The 18,015-nt window shown below is 55.5% G+C and carries 13 protein-coding genes; 6 read left to right on the top strand and 7 right to left on the bottom strand.

The annotated features are described in order from the left end of the window. The first annotated feature begins 274 nt into the window (after nucleotides 1-274). Together metK and ligB are read left to right on the top strand one after the other, a co-directional pair. Nucleotides 275-1,495 (top strand): methionine adenosyltransferase, encoded by a 1,221-nt coding sequence (gene metK, locus ACT3RU_RS17440; protein ID WP_192528599.1) that lies wholly within the window; start codon nucleotides 275-277, stop codon nucleotides 1,493-1,495. Nucleotides 1,496-1,604: 109 nt separating this feature from the next. Next, complete coding sequence (gene ligB, locus ACT3RU_RS17435; RefSeq protein WP_225733937.1) at nucleotides 1,605-3,305, top strand: NAD-dependent DNA ligase LigB; 1,701 nt, start codon at nucleotides 1,605-1,607, stop codon at nucleotides 3,303-3,305. Here the strand turns inward: ligB and ACT3RU_RS17430 are convergent. Beyond that, nucleotides 3,302-4,237, bottom strand: a complete 936-nt coding sequence (locus tag ACT3RU_RS17430; protein WP_192528600.1) for an AEC family transporter — start codon at nucleotides 4,235-4,237, stop codon at nucleotides 3,302-3,304. The genes ligB and ACT3RU_RS17430 overlap by 4 nt on opposite strands. A 147-nt stretch (nucleotides 4,238-4,384) precedes the next feature. On the opposite strand from ACT3RU_RS17430, the gene metF reads away from it, so the two are divergent. Then, a complete protein-coding gene (gene metF, locus ACT3RU_RS17425; protein ID WP_087108580.1) occupies nucleotides 4,385-5,227 on the top strand; it encodes a methylenetetrahydrofolate reductase [NAD(P)H] in 843 nt (280 codons plus the stop codon). Nucleotides 5,228-5,331: 104 nt separating this feature from the next. On the opposite strand, the gene ACT3RU_RS17420 is transcribed toward metF, so the two are convergent. The 4 genes from ACT3RU_RS17420 to prlC all read right to left on the bottom strand — a co-directional run bounded on the left by ACT3RU_RS17420 (nucleotide 5,332) and on the right by prlC (nucleotide 11,353). After that, nucleotides 5,332-7,542 carry a TRAP transporter permease gene (locus tag ACT3RU_RS17420; RefSeq protein ID WP_192528601.1) on the bottom strand — a complete coding sequence of 737 codons (2,211 nt, stop codon included), beginning with the start codon at nucleotides 7,540-7,542 and terminating at the stop codon, nucleotides 5,332-5,334. Between the two features lie 99 nt (nucleotides 7,543-7,641). Beyond that, the gene (locus ACT3RU_RS17415) at nucleotides 7,642-8,622 is read right to left on the bottom strand and encodes a TAXI family TRAP transporter solute-binding subunit (RefSeq protein ID WP_087108584.1); all 981 of its coding nucleotides are present in this window, start codon (nucleotides 8,620-8,622) and stop codon (nucleotides 7,642-7,644) included. Nucleotides 8,623-8,990: 368 nt separating this feature from the next. Further along, nucleotides 8,991-9,242 (bottom strand): YheV family putative zinc ribbon protein, encoded by a 252-nt coding sequence (locus ACT3RU_RS17410; protein WP_192528602.1) that lies wholly within the window; start codon nucleotides 9,240-9,242, stop codon nucleotides 8,991-8,993. 62 nt (nucleotides 9,243-9,304) lie between these two features. Next, entirely contained in the window at nucleotides 9,305-11,353 is a 2,049-nt protein-coding gene (gene prlC, locus ACT3RU_RS17405) for an oligopeptidase A (RefSeq protein ID WP_192528603.1), read from the bottom strand. A 157-nt stretch (nucleotides 11,354-11,510) separates the two neighbouring features. Here prlC and ACT3RU_RS17400 point away from each other — a divergent pair, with 157 nt between their 5' ends. The 3 genes from ACT3RU_RS17400 (at nucleotide 11,511) to ACT3RU_RS17390 (ending at nucleotide 14,287) form a co-directional block, all read left to right on the top strand. Next, a complete protein-coding gene (locus ACT3RU_RS17400; protein WP_087108592.1) occupies nucleotides 11,511-12,851 on the top strand; it encodes a sodium-dependent transporter in 1,341 nt (446 codons plus the stop codon). A 108-nt stretch (nucleotides 12,852-12,959) separates the two neighbouring features. After that, nucleotides 12,960-13,508 carry a gamma carbonic anhydrase family protein gene (locus ACT3RU_RS17395; protein ID WP_192528604.1) on the top strand — a complete coding sequence of 183 codons (549 nt, stop codon included), beginning with the start codon at nucleotides 12,960-12,962 and terminating at the stop codon, nucleotides 13,506-13,508. 107 nt (nucleotides 13,509-13,615) lie between these two features. Next, entirely contained in the window at nucleotides 13,616-14,287 is a 672-nt protein-coding gene (locus ACT3RU_RS17390) for a metal-dependent hydrolase (RefSeq protein WP_192528605.1), read from the top strand. Here the strand turns inward: ACT3RU_RS17390 and ACT3RU_RS17385 are convergent. Next, on the bottom strand, nucleotides 14,263-15,645 hold the full coding sequence (locus tag ACT3RU_RS17385) for a sigma-54-dependent transcriptional regulator (RefSeq protein ID WP_192528606.1): 1,383 nt from the start codon (nucleotides 15,643-15,645) through the stop codon (nucleotides 14,263-14,265). The two genes, ACT3RU_RS17390 and ACT3RU_RS17385, sit on opposite strands and share 25 nt — an antisense overlap. Then, the gene (locus tag ACT3RU_RS17380) at nucleotides 15,638-17,539 is read right to left on the bottom strand and encodes a sensor histidine kinase (protein WP_192528607.1); all 1,902 of its coding nucleotides are present in this window, start codon (nucleotides 17,537-17,539) and stop codon (nucleotides 15,638-15,640) included. Before ACT3RU_RS17380 ends, ACT3RU_RS17385 begins: the two co-directional genes overlap by 8 nt. Nucleotides 17,540-18,015: the final 476 nt, after the last annotated feature.

The raw sequence follows: 18,015 nt of genomic DNA, 5'->3' as shown, positions 1-18,015 counted from the left end.
CAGCTCAAAACGGGACGGCATGGGGGTGCTCCTCGCCTGAAAACGGAAATAATGAAGGCGCTATTGTCGCTGACTTCCCCTGTTGCGGCAAATGTAGCGGCAAATTATAGGCCACATTCTGGGAAGAACTCTCAACAGCGTGTAGACTCTGCCTCCCGAAGCGGTGGTCAACCTAGTAAAACCGCTTCCTTATATGGGCAGGGAACCTCCTGCCGTGATTTCCTGCTGATGCTGCGAGTAGTGAGCAGCTGTCATACAGAGGGTCGAGAGCGCGATGAGCGAATATTCCCTGTTTACCTCGGAGTCTGTCTCCGAAGGTCATCCCGATAAAATTGCCGACCAGATTTCGGATGCGGTGCTGGATGCTATTATTGCCCGGGATAAACAGGCACGGGTTGCTTGTGAAACCATGGTGAAAACCGGTGTAGCAATTATCGCTGGTGAAATTACTACCTCGGCGTGGGTGGATCTGGAAACGCTGGTGCGCGACGTGATTACCGACATCGGTTACACCTCTTCCCACGTTGGCTTTGATGGCGCGACATGTGGCGTGATTAACCTGATCGGCAAGCAGAGTGTTGAAATTGCCCAGGGCGTTGACCGTACCAAGCCAGAAGACCAGGGCGCTGGTGACCAGGGCCTGATGTTTGGTTACGCGACCAACGAAACCGATTCGTTTATGCCTGCGCCGATCCACTACTCGCATCGTTTGGTTGAGCGTCAGGCTGAACTGCGCAAAAACGGTCTGTTGCCGTGGCTACGCCCGGATGCCAAAAGCCAGGTGACCTTCCGCTATAACGAACAGGGCCAACCCTGTGGCGTTGATGCGGTGGTGCTTTCCACCCAGCACGACCCTGAGATTGACCAGGAAGACCTGCGTAAAATGGTCAAGCGTGAGATCATCGAACAGGTGATTCCGGCTGAATGGCTCAACGAAAATACCCAGTACCACATCAATCCGACCGGTAAGTTTGTGATTGGTGGCCCGGTAGGTGACTGTGGTTTAACCGGCCGCAAGATCATCGTTGACACCTACGGCGGTATGGCGCGCCATGGCGGCGGTGCGTTCTCGGGCAAAGACCCTTCAAAAGTTGACCGTAGTGCGGCCTATGCGGGCCGTTACGTGGCCAAGAACGTGGTGGCGGCAGGTCTTGCCGATAAGTGCGAGATTCAGGTTTCCTACGCGATTGGTGTCGCGGAGCCGACCTCCGTTGCTATCGATACCTTCGGCACCGGCAACATTGACGATGCCCGGATTGTTGAGCTGGTGAACGAGCACTTTGATCTGCGCCCCTACGCGATCACCAAAATGCTCGACCTGCTGCACCCGATGTATCAGCTGACGGCTGCCTACGGCCACTTTGGTCGGGCACCGTTCGAGCACAGCTACACCTGGAGCGACGATAAAGGCGAACAGCACACTGAAACCTTTACCGCCTTCCCCTGGGAGAAGACCGATAAAGCCGATGCGCTGCGTAAGGCCGCTGGTTTGTAAGATATTCGCTAGGCGGTTTGTAAGAGAACGCCCCTTTGGCTCTGCCAGGGGGCGTTTTTTTATGCTGCGTGTTTTAGGCTAGGCAGTACAACAACTTGGGGAAAGTGTTATGCCGGTAGCACGCTGGGGAAAAATCATGAGAGGGTTGCTGTTGATGGTGGCGTTTGGCATGACGAGTAGTACGGCGATGGCGGCTTGCCCCACGTGGCCCAATGAACGGCTTGAGCAGGAGACTCTCGCGCTCGCCGCGCAAGTCGCCCAATGGGACCATGCCTATCATGAAGAGGGCATCTCGTTGATTGATGATGTGCTCTACGACCAGGCCCTTATCCGCCTCCAGGATTGGCGCGCCTGCCTAAACGACGCTACTGCTCATCAACCGCTTACCCGGGTAACGTCCAGCCGTCGTACGCTTGAGCATCCGGCTGCCCAGCAAGGGTTGGATAAAACCGATGAAGCAGGCGTGCGCCGCTTTACCAGTCGCCGTGAAAATTTATGGATACAGCCCAAGGTGGACGGCGTGGCGGTAACACTGCGCTATCAGGCAGGCGAGCTGGTGGAAGCGGTCAGCCGAGGGGATGGACAGCAGGGGCAGGATTGGACGGCCCGCGCCTTACAATTACCCAGCGTGCCTAATACGCTGCCCGACACTATTTCAGCCATTTTTCAGGGCGAGCTTTATTGGCAGCTTGATGAACATGTTCAGTCTCGTACGCCTGGTTCGGGGGCCCGCGGGGCCGTGGCGGGGGCTATGGCGCAAGCAAGCCCAACCCAGGACGTGCTGGCGCAGGTCGGGCTGTTTGTATGGGGCTGGCCGGATGGGCCAACCGACATGACTGAGCGGCTGGCGCAACTGAGTGCACTTGGATTTGATACTGCCCGCTACACGCATTTATTAAGTGATGAATCGGATGCGGCTTACTGGCGGGAGGCGTGGTTTAACGGCGCGCTGCCGTTTGCAACCGACGGCGTAGTGATTAAACAGGCGGAACGTCCTGGTATTCGGCGCTGGTCCACGGCCCCGCCAGAATGGGCGATTGCCTGGAAATACCCACTGCAGAAAGCGCTGGCAGAAGTACGTGGCGTGGAGTTTCGCATTGGGCGAACTGGGCGTATCACGCCACTGATCTGGCTCTATCCGATTGAATTGGAAGGTCGGCGCATCAGTCGCGTATCGCTGGGCTCACTCGACCGCTGGGAAAACCTGGATATACGCCCCGGCGACCAGTTGGCCATTACCCTGGCCGGGCTTACCATCCCTCAGCTTGAAGAGGTGGTATGGCAAACCCAAGAGCGCACCGTCGTGGAAGCACCCTCTACGACTACCTACCATCTGCTGAGCTGCTTTCAGCATAGCCCAGGCTGCACGTCCCAACTGCTGGCGCGACTAACCTACCTGGGCGAACAGTTGGGTTTTCAAGGCGTGGGCGAAGGCACCTGGCAAGCGTTACTTGAGGCCGGACTGGTGCCGGATCTGCTGGCCTGGTTATCGCTTGAACCCGACCAGCTGCGCCAAGCGCACGGAATTGGCGAGGCGCGTAGCGACTCGCTTTATCGGCAGTTTCAGGCGGCCAAGGCTGCTCCCTATGATGCCTGGTTAAAAGGGCTGGGGTTGCCGCCTGCTGGCGCTACCAGCCTGCCTGATTGGCAAGTGGCGAGCATGTATCAGCCAGGCGACTGGGAAGCCCTGCCGGGCATCGGTCCAGGCAGAGCCCAGGCGCTTGACGCCTTTTTCTCCCATGCCCAAATGCAGGCCATGGCCGAGCAGCTTCGCGCGTTGAACGTAGCGGGGTTTACGACACAACCCTAACCAAGCCCGGTGGCGCGCAGCATGAGCCCCAGATAGAAGGGAATCAGTAGCGGCGCCATCAGCGTGGTTACCAGCACCGCCAGCGCCCCTTTTTGCGGCTGGATACCCAGCTCCATGGCGACCACCACCACGTTAGAAGCCATGGGCACCACGCCTAATAGCAGTATCGCCATGGCCAGTTCTGCAGGCACCGGCATAAGCATCTGTAATAGCATGACCGCGGCAAAGGTAGCCGCTGGCCAAACGATATAACGAAGCCCTACACAGGCGGCGATAAAGCGCGTATCCCAGGCAGCCAGCGTTACCCGGCTAAGCGTCATACCAATAATCATCATTCCCAGCAGCGTATAGGTCGCGGGAAAAACATCCAGCGAGCTAGCCAAGGCCGTAGGCAGCGTAACATTGAGTGAACTCAGCAGTAGCGCTAGCAAAAACGTGTAGATCAGCGGAAGGCGTGAAATCTTGATCAGACTTTGGCGAATCGAGAAGTGGCCACGGGCGCTTAAGTAAAACCCCACGGTAAATTCATACAAATTGATGCCTAGCATGCAGAACAGGTAGAGCGTTACGCCTTCCGGAGGCAAGAGAATCAGCGCTACCGGTAAACCGAAATAACCGGTGTTGCCTGTCCCTGATGAAAATGCCAGCAGCGCGCCTTCCTGCGGGCCAAAGCGGTGTTGCGTCACGCGCTGAACCAGCAGCGCCAGTAGGCTAACCAGCACAAACAGCGAAAGCGTTAAGACCAGGTACTCAGGCGTTGGCCCCCCACTCATCAGTGCGCGAAAGATGGTTAAAGGCGCAATGAGATAAACCAGCAGCGTGGCAATGGGCCTTGGGTCGATTTTTAACCGTTGGGCGGCAATCCAGCCCAAGCCTACAAAGCTTAGCAGCATGAGTAGCGGGCCCATTAACGCGCTGGGTGATAGCTCCATATGCCCTCCTGACGGCATAAAAGGGTGGGTAACATGAGCCGAATTAAAGGCTAAACGTGGAATCTTTCATTAGCCGCGGCGCAGTAGAACAGCGAGAATACACCAAAATATCACTCTTTATTTTATTGTTCTGTATGAGGAAACCCCATGAGCAGCCAACAGCACCCGCTCGGTATCAGCTTTGAATTCTTCCCGCCCAATACTGATGCTGGGCGCGACAAGCTGATGCTGGTACGCGATGAGCTGGCCACTCGTAATCCGCGGTTTTTCTCTGTGACCTATGGCGCAGGCGGCTCCACCCAAGCTCGCACGCGGGACACCGTACGTACGGTTAGCCAGAACGGCATTACCACCGCACCGCACCTTTCGTGCATTGGCAGTGAAAAAGCCCAACTGCGCGATTTGTTGTCCCAGTACCGCGAAGAAGGCATTAACAGCCTGGTCGCCCTGCGTGGTGATATGCCTTCCGGGATGGGCAGCATCGGCGAGCTACGCTATGCCAACGAGCTGGTGGAGTTTATTCGCGACGAGACGGGCGATCATTTTAATATTGCCGTGGCGGCCTACCCGGAGTCCCACCCTCAGGCAGCTAACCTTGATAAAGATATCGAAAACTTCGCGCGTAAAATGAAGGCGGGCGCCGATATGGCGATCACCCAATACTTCTTCACCGCCGATGCTTACTTCAACTTTGTTGATAAAGTGCGCGCACTAGGCGTTGAACAGCCGATTATCCCCGGCATTATGCCGATCACTAACTACACCAAGCTGGCGCGTTTTTCGGATAGCTGTGGCGCGGAAATTCCTCGCTGGATGCGCAAGCAACTGGAAAGCTATGGCGATGACAGTGAAGCAATTGCCAAATTTGGCACCGAGGCGGTAAGCCGTCTTTGTCAGCGTCTCTTGGATGGCGGTGCGCCAGGGCTGCATTTCTATACCCTTAACCAGGCGGCTCCCGTACTAAAAGTGGTCGATAATCTGGTGGGCTAACTGCGATAGCCTGTTGATTTAGATCGCACCATACACAACGCCCCGCTCAATTGAGCGGGGCGTTTTACGTTATGCCTTACTGGTTTTACTTGTTAGCGGGGCTACTAACTCGCTGGCGATTGCACGTTGTCGGCCGACTTGCCGCCACCAAACTGCTTACGCTGGATGATTACGAGACCGGCGCCAATCGCAAGGCCCACGATATCGGTGTAGATACCGCCATAGATCATGCACATTGCACCGACCAACATGATAACCCGCTTGAGCACACTCACCGGGCCAAAGAACCAGGCCTGCACCATGCCCGAAAGCAGAATGATACCCAGCGTGGCGGTAACACCCACCCGCAGAATCTGTATGGCAGAGCCTTCCATCAACATGGCTGGGCTGTAGAAGAACATGAACGGCACGATAAAGGCCGCCAGACCAATCTTGAACGATGCCACCGACGTGCCCATGGGGTTATCGCCAGAAATACCTGCCGCCGCGTAAGAGGCCAGCGCCACCGGCGGGGTAATGGCCGATACAACCGCAAAGTAGAACACGAAGAAGTGGGCAATAAGCGGCTCGATACCGATGTTAATTAGCCCTGGTGCCACGACCGATGCGGCAACGGCGTAGGCCGCTGTGGTCGGCATGCCCATGCCCAGCAAGATACTGATCAGCATGGCAAAGATAAGTGCCAGCAGCTGGCTCACACCTGCCAGACCCAATAGCAGCGAGGAGAAGCGCGCGCCAACACCGGTGAGCGAAATAACCCCTACGATTAAGCCCGCACAGGCACAGACAGCGATGATCTGGATGGCCATGGTGCCCGCCAGTTGCAGCGCCTTGAGAATGGCGGTCACGCCCATTTTGTTGGGTGAAATCCAGCTGACAACGGCGGCCGAGGCGGTGGCCAAGGTGCCTGCCCTAATCACCGAATAGCCCATAAACAGCGCGGCTATCAGGATAATGATGGGGGCAAAGAGGTAGGCTTGTTTGGCCAATTTAGTGAAGCGTGGAATCTCATCTTTACGCATACCACGCATGCCTTTACGGGCCGCTTCAAAATCCACCATAAAGTAGATAGACGCGAAGTAAAGAATTGCCGGGATCAACGCTGCAATGGCGATGTCGGTATAGGGAATGCCCGTGACTTCCGCCATGATAAAGGCGCCGGCCCCCATAATCGGCGGCATGATTTGCCCGCCGGTTGAGGCTGCCGCTTCAATAGCGCCCGCGCTACGTGCGGGGTAACCCACCTTTTTCATCAGCGGAATGGTCAGTGAACCGGTCGATACCACGTTGCCCGCGGAGGTGCCGTTGATCATGCCCATCAGGCCCGAGGCAAAAATAGACACTTTGGCAGGGCCTCCTCGGGCACGCCCAGCAGCGGCAAAGGCGAAGTTCACAAAATAGTCGCCTACTTTTGACGCTTGCAGGAAGGCGGCAAAAATAATGAACAGGATAATGTACGTCGAGGAGACGGCGATGGTGGGGCCCAGGACACCGGCGTCGGTATACAGCTGGCTAAAAAAGCGCTGCATTGATAGGCCAGGATACCCCAGGAAGCCGGGCAGGTAAGGGCCGGCAAAGACATATGTCAGGAAGATGAGTGAAATAATGACCAGCGCAAGGCCCGCTACTCGCCGGGTAAGCTCCAGAATAAGCAGGGACCCGGCAATCGCCGCCCAGGAAATCCCGATAGGCGCAAAGGAGGTACCCGTTGAAGCACGCAGAGGTGTGTTGTACATGATCAGTAAATAACCGGCACTGGCCAGGGCGCACACCATCAGGACTAAATCGGCCGGGTTAAAAGAGCCGCGTGCCTGGCGGAAAAACCATGAAAGCACAATGGCGGCAACGGTCGTTGCTATTAGTGGATAACCGTAGTGCCAGGTTTCAACGATTGGGTCAATGCGCATCGCACCACCGCTCAGGGTTTGTTGCATCAAAAAAACCTGAGCAAGCGCGTAGAGGGCCGGTATCAGCAGCACGTAGCCTACCCATGTTAGCCAAGCGGGTGATGCGTTCTGACCATCTTCGGCAAACTGAGCTCCCGCAAACAGGCCGTAGCCTAGAATCAGCGCCCCTGCGATATGAACAATACGAAACGACCAGGTTTCCATGGGGTACACGTTGAGAGACACCAAGTGGAAACTTGAGTAGGCAATGGCTAGCCCGGCAAACAGGAAAAACTGCCAACCAGTAAATAAGCGGCGGTTGGATTCAACGATGTCTTCATCGACGCCCTCCGCAACAACGATAGGCGATGAAGCAAGCTGGACATCATCCTTGAGGTCATCAGAGGTTTGGGGGGTTGTGGGACTCATCAGAGTTCACCCTCACAGCAGGAGCAAAAAAAGGAGCAATAGCCAAAGCTGCCCCGCACTGGAAAACCAGTACGGGGCAGCCAGATGATGCGTAAAGTTTTAGTTGATCAGGTCTTCAGAGATTTCGTAGCCGTTCTCTTCGTACCAACGAGCAGCGCCTGGATGGAAGGGTAGAACGCTGTTGTGTACGATATTTTCCGGGATGCTGGTTTCAGCACTGCGGTGAATAGAGCGCATACGGTCGTTGTTTTCCATGGTCACTTTGGTGACTTCGTAGATGAAGTCTTCCGGAAGATCACAGCCAGCAATCGCAAAGTTCCACATGGAAACCGCGCGAGCATCTTCCTCAAGCGTTGAGTACGTGCTGGCAGGAATAGTGAATTCGGCCACGGGGAAGGCGTCCAGTACGGTCGCAAGCTCATCTTCGTTGAACTCGATGATGTTCACATCCGTTTGCACTTCCAACTGACTAACGGCAGGAATCGGGATGCCGGCTGCAAAAGCGATGACGTCCAACAGGCCGTCCTGCAGCTGACCGCCAAGGTCAGACCAGCCGCCGTTGCGGCGGTCGAAGTTCACGCCCAACGTTTCCAGCATCGCTGGGAAATAGGTGTCAGACGTTGACGCGGCGGGACCAAAACCAATACGCGCACCGTCCGGAATATCCGAAATGGACTCAATGCCTGAGCTTGAAAGCGCGGCAATCGAGAACGGCGTTTCATACATCGGGAACAGCGCACAGACGTTATCCATCACCATGCCTGGTGCCAGCGGGCTTTTGCCGTTAACCGCATCAGAAGCGGGCCCCATGGTGGTTAAGCCAAAGGCCATATCGCCGCTATGAACAAGCGCCAGGTTTTGAGTAGGGCCGCCCGTTACTTCACCGCCGCCAGAAACGCCTAATTCATCAGCAATAAAGTTGGCCCAGCCAGAGCCGTAAACGAAAAACGTGCCGCCTTGGCTTGCGGTGCCCACGGTAAAGTTTTCGGGCCAGTCAGCACGCTCAGCATGGGCGCTGGCAGAAGCGAGTAACGCGCCACCTGCAAGCAGGGCGAGAGTTTTAGGCATCATGGTGCGCATGGCATGTTTCCTTAACTGTTCTTGGGATTATAGGCTGGCAAGCGCAAGCCGCTTTCCAGTGACAATAATATTTAAGCAATCATTTAAAAGCGATTGCCGTGCCATTAATAGGATAGTTAAGTAAAAACAAATACTTACTTTTAGAGTCTCCAACTTTAGTGGAAACTCCTGGGCGTCTAACTGTCTGGTAATGCGCACGCGGGGTGATAAGCAGCGTGCGGTTTTCCGCTCACTATTGGGGCGTGCTAAGAAAGTAGAGAAAGTGCAATGAGAAGGTGCCGTGCCCCCCCCCTTTTTTGAAGGGCTGGAAGCTGCGAGGTAGAGGTGAAAGGTAAGACAGGAGGGCACAAGGCCCTCCTGGTCATGACTTACGTATTGGGCTTACCAGGGTCAAGAATTCGTACTGGCTGGATATCCTGACTCTGTTGCTCCTCTCGCATCTGGTTCACCCGGGTCGTTAGCTCAGGCGAGTCGTTATCTTCAATGGGCAGTTGCTCAAAAAAATCACAGCTCACGCACTCGCGATAGCGAATACCGTTTTGCTCCCAGGCACGAACACGGTCCATTGCGGCGCAGCGTGGGCAGATAACACCTGCAATAAAGCGTTTAACGGTCGACATGGCGTTCTCCAAACGCACAGTACCAATGAAATAATAGGCACTGTGCTGAGTTCAATAAGCGGTTAGGCCGCGCGTATACCGCTATGGCGCAATAGGGGCTCGACGCTTGGCTCGCGGCCACGGAAGGCCACAAATAGCTCTGCGGCATCGCGTGCCCCGCCTTGTTCCAGAATCTGGTGGCGGAAGCGCTGTCCGGTTTCAGCATCAAAAATACCTGCCTCCTCAAAGGCGCTCCAGGCATCCGCAGAGAGTACTTCGGCCCATTTGTAGCTGTAGTACCCCGCCGCATAGCCGCCAGCAAAAATATGCGCAAAGCTGTTTTGGAAGCGATTGAAGGGCGCCGCCGGTACGACAGAAGTAGCGCTGCGTACATCATCCAACAGCGTTTGAATATCGCTGGCGCTAGGCGCACTTAATTCATGGTGTAAACGCAGGTCAAAGATCGAGAGTTCGAGCTGGCGAACCATACCCATCGCGGACTGGAAGTTTTTGGCCGCCTGAAGGCGTTCAAGCAGCTCAGCCGGTAAGGCTTCCCCGGTTTCTACGTGCTTGGCCAGCAGGTTAAGCCCTTCACGCTCCCAGCAGTAGTTCTCCATAAACTGGCTGGGCAGTTCCACCGCATCCCAGGCAACGCCGTTGATACCTGAAATGTCGGCGATATGCTGCTTGGTCAGCATATGGTGAAGGCCGTGTCCAAATTCATGGAACAGGGTCGTCACTTCATCGTGGGTAAGCAGGGCAGGCTTGCCACCGATGGGCGCCGTAAAATTGCAGGTTAAAAAAGCCACCGGCAGCTGAATACCATGCTCAGTTTGGCGGCGTACTCGACAGTCGGCCATCCAGGCACCGCCGCGCTTGCCTTCCCGAGCGTAGAGATCAAGGTAGAACCCAGCAATGGGCTGGCCATGCTCGGTAATACGGAAATAGCGCACATCGCTATGGTAGCTCGGTGCCTCACTATCTTCTTCTACCTGCACGCCATAGAGCCGCTCAACCACTTGAAAGAGACCGTTAATCACGTGTGGTGCAGGAAAATAGGGGCGTAGCTGCTCTTGGGAAATGGCATGGCGCGCTTCACGCAGCTTTTCGCTAACGTAAGCAATATCCCACGGCTCCAGCGCATCAATGCCCAGCTCGTCGCGCGCGTAAGCGCTTAGCTCGGCAAACTCCTCTTTCGCTTGAGGGACGGCGCGACGGGCCAAGTCACCCAGAAAATCGAGCACCTGCTCGGGAGAGTCCGCCATCTTGGTGGTCAGTGAAAAGTCAGCATAGGTGTTGAACCCCAGCAGCTTCGCCAGTTCCTGGCGTAGTGCCAGGATCTCCTCCATCAACGGAGCGTTATCAAACGTGCCCGCATCAGGGCCTTGGTCTGAGGCGCGGGTGACAAACGCGGTATATACCTCGCGGCGCAGCTCACGATTTTCAGCGTAGCTAACGACGGGGAAGAAGCTTGGGAAATCCAGCGTAATCCGATAGCCCGAAACACCCTTGGCTTCAGCAGCTGCTTTCAAGGTATCGAGCGCGCTGGAAGGCAGCCCAGCAAGCTCCTTTTCACTATTGAGGTCCTTGTGCCATGCCTGGGTGGCATCCAGCACATTATTTGAGTATTGATTGGAGAGCGTTGAAAGGCGCGACTGAATGTCACCGTAGCGGGCTTTCTTGTCAGCCGGCAGGTCGACCCCGGCGAGGCGGAAGTCGCGCAGTGCATTATTAATGGTGCGCTGCTGTGCGGCATCCAGCGCGCTCCAGTCGTCACTCTCCTTGAGCGCTTGCCAGCTGTGGAAAAGCCCTTCGTGCTGGCCGACCCACGTGCCAAAGGCGGAAAGCTGTTCCAGGCAGGTTTGGTAAGCTTCGCGCAGCTCAGGCGTGTTCATCGTGCTATTTAAGTGTGACACCGGCGACCATGCTTGGGAGAGTCTATCGCTTACCGCTTCCAGAGGAACGGCGAAGCTCTCCCACGTGGGCGGTGTTTCTGCGGCCTGCTGGGCCAAGCGGTCAATCGTTTCACGGTTCTCACTTAAAAGCGCTTCCACCGCGGGCACCACATGCTCGGCACACATTTCAGCGAAAGGGGGAAGCTTGTGCGTTTCAAGCAGCGGATTGTGGGTCATAAGCACCTCAGTTGGCAGCGTTAATGAGTGCAAAAACGCATAATAATAGCTAAACAGTGTGGGCACAGGAGCGCTGTTTCAATGGCAAGGTTTGGTCTCTTGGCAGGCGCCTGCTAGTCTTGCCGCCTTTTAGTGCCCACGATGGCAGGAGTCAACAATGAGCGAGACGCTGGAGCGCTGGGGGTCTAAGCGGGCCTTTATCCTGGCAATATCGGGTGCTGCGGTGGGGCTGGGCAACATCTGGCGCTTCCCTTATGTGGCGGGTGAAAATGGCGGGGCGGCGTTTTTATTAATTTACGTGGCGTTTGTGTTGCTGCTGGGTATCCCCGTCATGATGGCTGAAATTCTCATTGGCCGAGCTGGGCGACGTGGCCCGTTACAGGCATTGGGTACACTGGCTGCTGAAGCAGGGGCCTCCAAGCATTGGCGTTGGCTCGGGCTCTTTGGGGCGTTTACTGTTTTTTGTATTTTGTCCTTCTATTCAGTGGTGTCTGGCTGGTCGATCGAGTTTTTGGTGGCCTCCATCAACGGGCAATTTAACGGGGCAACAGCGGCTGAGATTGGCGCTGGTTTCGATGCATTTTTAGCAAGCCCTGGGCTTTTGATTTTCAATCACTCTCTGTTTTTGTTTATGACCATGACCGTGGTGGCGGCTGGCGTGGCCAAGGGGCTTGAGCGGCTTAACAATCTACTCATGCCGCTGCTGTACGTGCTGCTGTTGCTGTTGGCCGGATACGCTGCCACCACCGAGGGCTTCTCCACGGCGTTGATGTGGCTGTTTTTACCCTCCTTTGAGGCAATCACACCTACCGTAGTGCTGCATGCCATGGGCCATGCATTTTTCACTCTGGCGGTAGGGGCCTGCGCGCTGATGGCGTATGGCGCTTATATGCCGGAAGAGCAGAGCCTGCCTAAAGCGGCGTTTGCCGTTGCCGTACTGGATATTAGCGTGGCGTTGCTGGCGGGTATCGCGATTTTCTCGGTGGTGTTTGCCCAAGGGATGGACCCGGCTGAGGGCCCGGGCCTGATGTTTGTAACCTTGCCGATAGCCTTTTCTGAGTTGCCCGGCGGCGCGTTCTGGCTAAGCGTGTTTTTCCTGCTGTTACTGCTCGCTACCTGGACATCGGCCATCAATCTGGCAGAGCCCATGGTCGCGACGCTGCAGGGGCTTGGGCTTCGGCGCAGTATGGCAACGGCGATCATCGCGCTAAGCGTTTGGCTCATGGGATTGTTGTCGGCGTTCTCTTTCTCAACCCTGGCGGAGTTCCAACCACTCTTTGGGCGCAATATCTTTGAATTGGTCAGCAGCATTCCACCAGACATATTTTTGCCCTTGGGTGGCTTGATGATTGCCACGTTTGCCGCCTGGATAATGCCGCAGAAGAGAGTAATGAAAGCGTTAGGCGCCGGGGAAAGTGGCTACCTGCTATGGCGCAATATTGTGCGCTGGGTCTCGATTCCGCTGACGTTTATCGTCTTGCTGGGTGGGCTTTTATAGCGCTATACCGCTTGTGAGAATGGATATATCCGCCATCAATAGATCAGTATGTACTTGGAACAGGTACTTGAAATATGTACTTGGAAATAGGCTCTTCAGGAGAGTGCAATGAAAGAGGCAGCGCTAAGAGATTTTAAAGGCCATTCGCCCCGCTTGGGCGAGCGCGTTTATATCGATCCTGCGAGTGTGGTGATTGGTGACGTTGAGCTGGGCAATGACTGTTCGGTATGGCCAATGACGGTGATTCGTGGCGATATGCACCGGATTCGTATTGGCGCACGTACCAGCGTGCAGGATGGCAGTGTGCTGCATATTACTCACGCCAGTGACTTTAACCCAGAGGGCTTTCCACTCACGATTGGCGAAGATGTGACGATTGGCCATAAAGCCATTTTGCATGGCTGTACGCTGGGCAACCGCATTTTGGTCGGTATGGGCGCCATCGTGATGGACGGCGCGGTGGTTGACGATGAAGTGATCATTGCCGCAGGGGCTGTTGTTACGCCCGGTAAGCACTTGGAGAGTGGCTATGTTTACGCCGGTAATCCTGCCAAGGCGCTACGCCCTTTAAAAGAAAAAGAGCGGGCCTTCTTCCCCTATACCGCAGGTAACTACGTAAAACTTAAGGATCAATTTTTAGCTGAAGACTCCTTATGATTAAGTTCAGCTAACATATTGGCTTGCCGACCTTTTTTCTAAACTAGCCATGTTGTAATCTTAAAAAATCTGGTAATTTATCCAGTTTTTCAGGATGCCGCGATAACATGGCGAACTTTCGCACGCATATGACGGTAGCGACCGCGGGCGGCATGTTGATGGCGTACGCGGGTTGGCAAGCCCAGTGGTGGCCTTATTCTCAAGCCATACTAATCGTGGCGTTGGTCGCCTTTGGCGGCATTTTGCCCGATATTGATGCAGACCGATCACGCTCTATCCGTTTGATTTTTAATCTTCTTTCCGTGCCATCACTGGTGGTGGGCGTAATGCTGCTGGAGTCGTGGTTGACGCCAGGCATGTTGCTGGTAGCTTGCGGCGGTATTTATTTCTCGGTGCGGTATTTGGCGGGAATACTGTTCTCAAAACTGACGGTTCACCGCGGCATTTGGCACTCGCTGATGGCGGCCGGACTATGTTCGCTATTAACCGCAGCGCTGAGTTTTCATCTGCTTGTTCAGCCTGCGGGGTTAGCGTGGTCACACGGTGCGGCCGTGCTGCTGGGGTTTATTATTCATCTGCTGCTGGATGAGATGTATAGCGTGGATTTGGAGGGAGCACGGCTTAAGCGCTCGTTCGGTACCGCGCTTAAGCTCGGCGATGGCCGCCGGCCTATCTCCAATCTATTAATGCTGATTGCCACCTTGACGCTGCTTCCCTGGGCGCCACCCTGGTCGGTCTTAATGGAGCTGTTTCATCAGGGGTCACTGCTGTGGCGGTAATCGTCGGCTTGTAAGCCATGCTTTTTCAGCTTGTCGTAAAACGTTTTACGCGGAATGCCCAAGTGGCGGCAGACATCGGTGACACGGCCATGGTGACGGGCAAGCGACTGGCTAATTAGGCTCTTTTCAAACAGCTCTACCTGGCGCGGTAACGTGGGCTCCTGTGTGTCGGTGGCTACCCCTTCCAGCAGCATATCCAGACGATAATCAAATGCTGCGCCGAGTAGCACGTAGCGCTCAGCAAGGTTGCGTAGTTCACGCACGTTGCCAGGCCAGTCATGGGCCAACAGTGCGGCGATACCGTGGCTGTTCAGTGTGGGGGCCTCCAGACCGCTACGATTGGCGGCAATGACGGCAAAGTGCTGAAACAGAAGCGGGATATCCTCACGCCGTTCGCGCAGCGCGGGTAGCGGCAGCGTGACAACATTCAGCCGGTAGTAGAGGTCTTCACGGAAGCCTCCCTCTTCAGCGGCGACTTTAAGATCCACTTTGGTGGCGGTAATTACCCGAATGTCGAGCGTTACTGCTTCATTGGCACCGAGCCGTTCGATGCTGCGCTCTTGCAGGACGCGTAGTAGTTTGACCTGAAGAGCCAGTGGCATCGACTCAATCTCATCCAGGAAAACGGTACCGCCGTTAGCGTGCTCAAACTTACCAATTCTGCGTTCAACCGCGCCGGTAAAAGCGCCTTTTTCATGCCCAAACAGCTCAGACTCAATGGTGTTTTCCGGCACGGCACCGCAGTTGATTGCCATAAAGGGGTTGTTGCGCCGAGCGCTACGTTCATGAATGGCCCGGGCCACGAGGTCCTTGCCTGTCCCTGTTTCGCCAAACAGCAGCACATCGGCTTCTACCTGACTAATACGCTGAATCATTGCAGCCAAGCGAGAAATAACTGCCGTGCGACCCACCAGGCGCGGGCCAAGGGCAGCCCGCTGTACTTCCAATTCGGCCTTAAGGCGGTTGTTCTCCAGGCTAAGCTGGCGCTTTTCAATGCCGCGGCGTACAACATCGAGTAGCTGGTCGCCAGCAAACGGCTTCTCCAGGAAGTCCCATGCGCCTGCACGCATGGCTTCTACCGCCGTGGAGATATCACCATGCCCGGTAATCAGAATAATCGGCAGGGTCGGGTCGCGACGATGTAGCTCATGCAAAAGCCCCATCCCACCCATGCCAGGCATACGGATGTCGCTGACAATCACGCCAGGAAACTCTGCGGGTAGCGCTGCGAGGGCTTGCTCGGCTGACGCAAAGCAGGTGGGCGTGTAGCCGGCAAGTTCCAGGGTTTGGCTGGCGGTAATGCGCAGATGGGGCTCATCGTCGATCACCATGACCGGCAGTGTCGACGGTTCATGCATGGCTATTGTTCTCTTGTTGAGTCGAGGGTACAGGCGCGTGTATCGGCGGCGCGAAAGGTAGTGAAATAATAAAGCAGGCGCCTGTCGGATCGCGATTGACTGCCTGCAACTTGCCACCCAGGTCATCCATGATACGCGACGAGATGGAAAGCCCCAGCCCTAATCCGCTTCCTGGTGCTTTGGTGGTAAAAAAGGGCTCAAAGATCTGTGCTAGGTGCTGGTCGCCAATGCCGGGACCGTTATCCATAATGCTAATGGTGACCTGCTTTTCGTTCAGCGCCGCACTCAAGATAAGCCGAGGTTCTAAGGTCTCTTGCATAGCGTGTAGAGCGTTGCTAATCAGGTTGACCAGTACTTGCTCCAAGCGTACCAGATCGCCCGTTACCCAGAGCGTTTCCTTGGGCCAATGCTGTTCAACGGTAACATGCCCGTCGCGCAGGCGACCCTGGAACAAGCGAAGTGCATATTCGATGCAAGCCTGCACAGAGATGGTTTCCTGGCGCTCACTGCTTTTACGCGAGAATTGACGAAGCTGCGCGCTGATATCGGCCATGCGCTTGGTGAGCTCAACGATCTGCTCAAGATTTGCGTCCGCTTGATCTACTCGGGAAAGCGTTAAAAAGCGCCGGGCATTTTCGCCATAGGCCCGAATGGCCGCCAGTGGCTGGTTCAGTTCGTGATTGATGCCCGCTGCCAATTGGCCAAGGACTGCCAGTTTGGCGGCCTGGATGAGTTCATCCTGAGTTTGACGCAGGTTGGCTTCTGCGCGGCGTCGCTCTTCGATTTCATTGGAAAGGCGCTGGTTGCTGGCCACCAAATCGTGAGTGCGGCGCTCGACGCTGGCTTCCAGCTCATCACGCACCAGGGCAAGGGTATGCCGTTCGCGTTCGGCAAACGCTTCGCGCTCACGGCGCAAGCGCAGGCGCTGCCAGCCAATTCCGCCCCCAAGTACAATCATTCCGTAAAGCCCGCCCGCCATAAGTGCGGCGATCCACTGAGCGCGAACAACGGGTGTTAAGGGCTTGAGAATATGCATGTGCCAGCCAAACTCCACCACGGGGCGCGTCAGGCTTAAATAACGGCTGCTACTTAGCGGGCCCTGAGAAAAACTAACCAGTGCGCTGACTGGCCCATAAGGTGCATCAATATTAATGCCTGAAGGGGATAGCGGTTCAATGGCGTAGCGGCGTGTGTCACGAAGCGTTTGACGTTGTTCATCACTAAGCGCATAGAGCGCATTCATGCGCAGCTCAGGGCGGCTGGCCATAAAGATAATATTGTCATTATCGGTCACCAGTAGCTCAGCATCTTGCTCAGCCCAGCCCTCTTCAACTTCATCCAGTAACACCTTGATGACGATAACACCGGAGGGTTGCGCATCTGGCGAAGTATCATCCAGCCATACCGGCGCCGAGAAGAAGTAGCCCCGCTCCAGTGACTGAACCCCTAGCCCATAAAACCGCCCTTGCCGTCCGGCGATGGCTTCTGTGTAGTAGCTGCGAAACGCGTAGTTATGGCCTAAAAACGTATTGGGACGATGCCAGTTGCTGGCGGCAATCGTGTTGGCATCGCGGTCGAGTAGGTAAACGTCAGAAACGCCTGCGGTAAAGCGGAAACGATCCAGTAGCAGGTTAAGCGGCATGGCGTTCTGGGTTTCCGGAGAGGCCAAAAAACGCTGGACACCTTCACGCGTTGCGAGCATTTGGGGTAAATAGTCGTAGCGGAGCAGATAGCCATTAAGGTTGGCGACAGAAAGGCGCAGCTCATTTTCGGCGTCTTCCTGAAGGGTAGAGATGGCTTGCTCGCGCGCCAAGTGGGCGGCTTGCCACATGACGAGTATGAGGCCTAGCGTGATGGCAACAAGCCATATGCCTTTCCAGCGGCGAGGCTTCATACGCTGCTACTTACCACGGGCGCGATGGCGTAGCGCGCGTGCTGCCCGCTGTTGGCGAGGTGGGGGAATATCATCCGCTAGGCATCCTTTAATAGGTATGATCAATCATAAGGCAGGAGATCACCGTGCCTCAAGCAAGCTCTCTAGCCTACTAATACACATTGATAGCAGTGTTGCTGGAGTCAGAAAGGCCTCCTGAAGAGCGAGCAGTTACCCTGCATTATGACGATATGGCATTATTTCAGACATATTTCACAAAGCCCCTTGCCAAACGCCTGGCGAATCCGTAAAGTACGCATCCGCTGCCGGGGACGCCCAGCGTTACCAGCGGTGAGTGAAGGTGAAAACCTTCGGTTTGTCAGGAAGTTAGCGAAGTTTTAATCGCTCGCTTCACCCGCTAAAAACAGCGGTTGACAAACACCAGGAAATGCGTAGAATACGCCTTCCTCGCTGAGGCAAACGGCTCCGGTCATCGG

It is taken from the genome of Halomonas sp. TP35, assembly GCF_052375975.1.
GTDB lineage: Bacteria > Pseudomonadota > Gammaproteobacteria > Pseudomonadales > Halomonadaceae > Vreelandella > Vreelandella citrativorans.
This window is presented reverse-complemented; position numbering and strand designations above follow the sequence as displayed.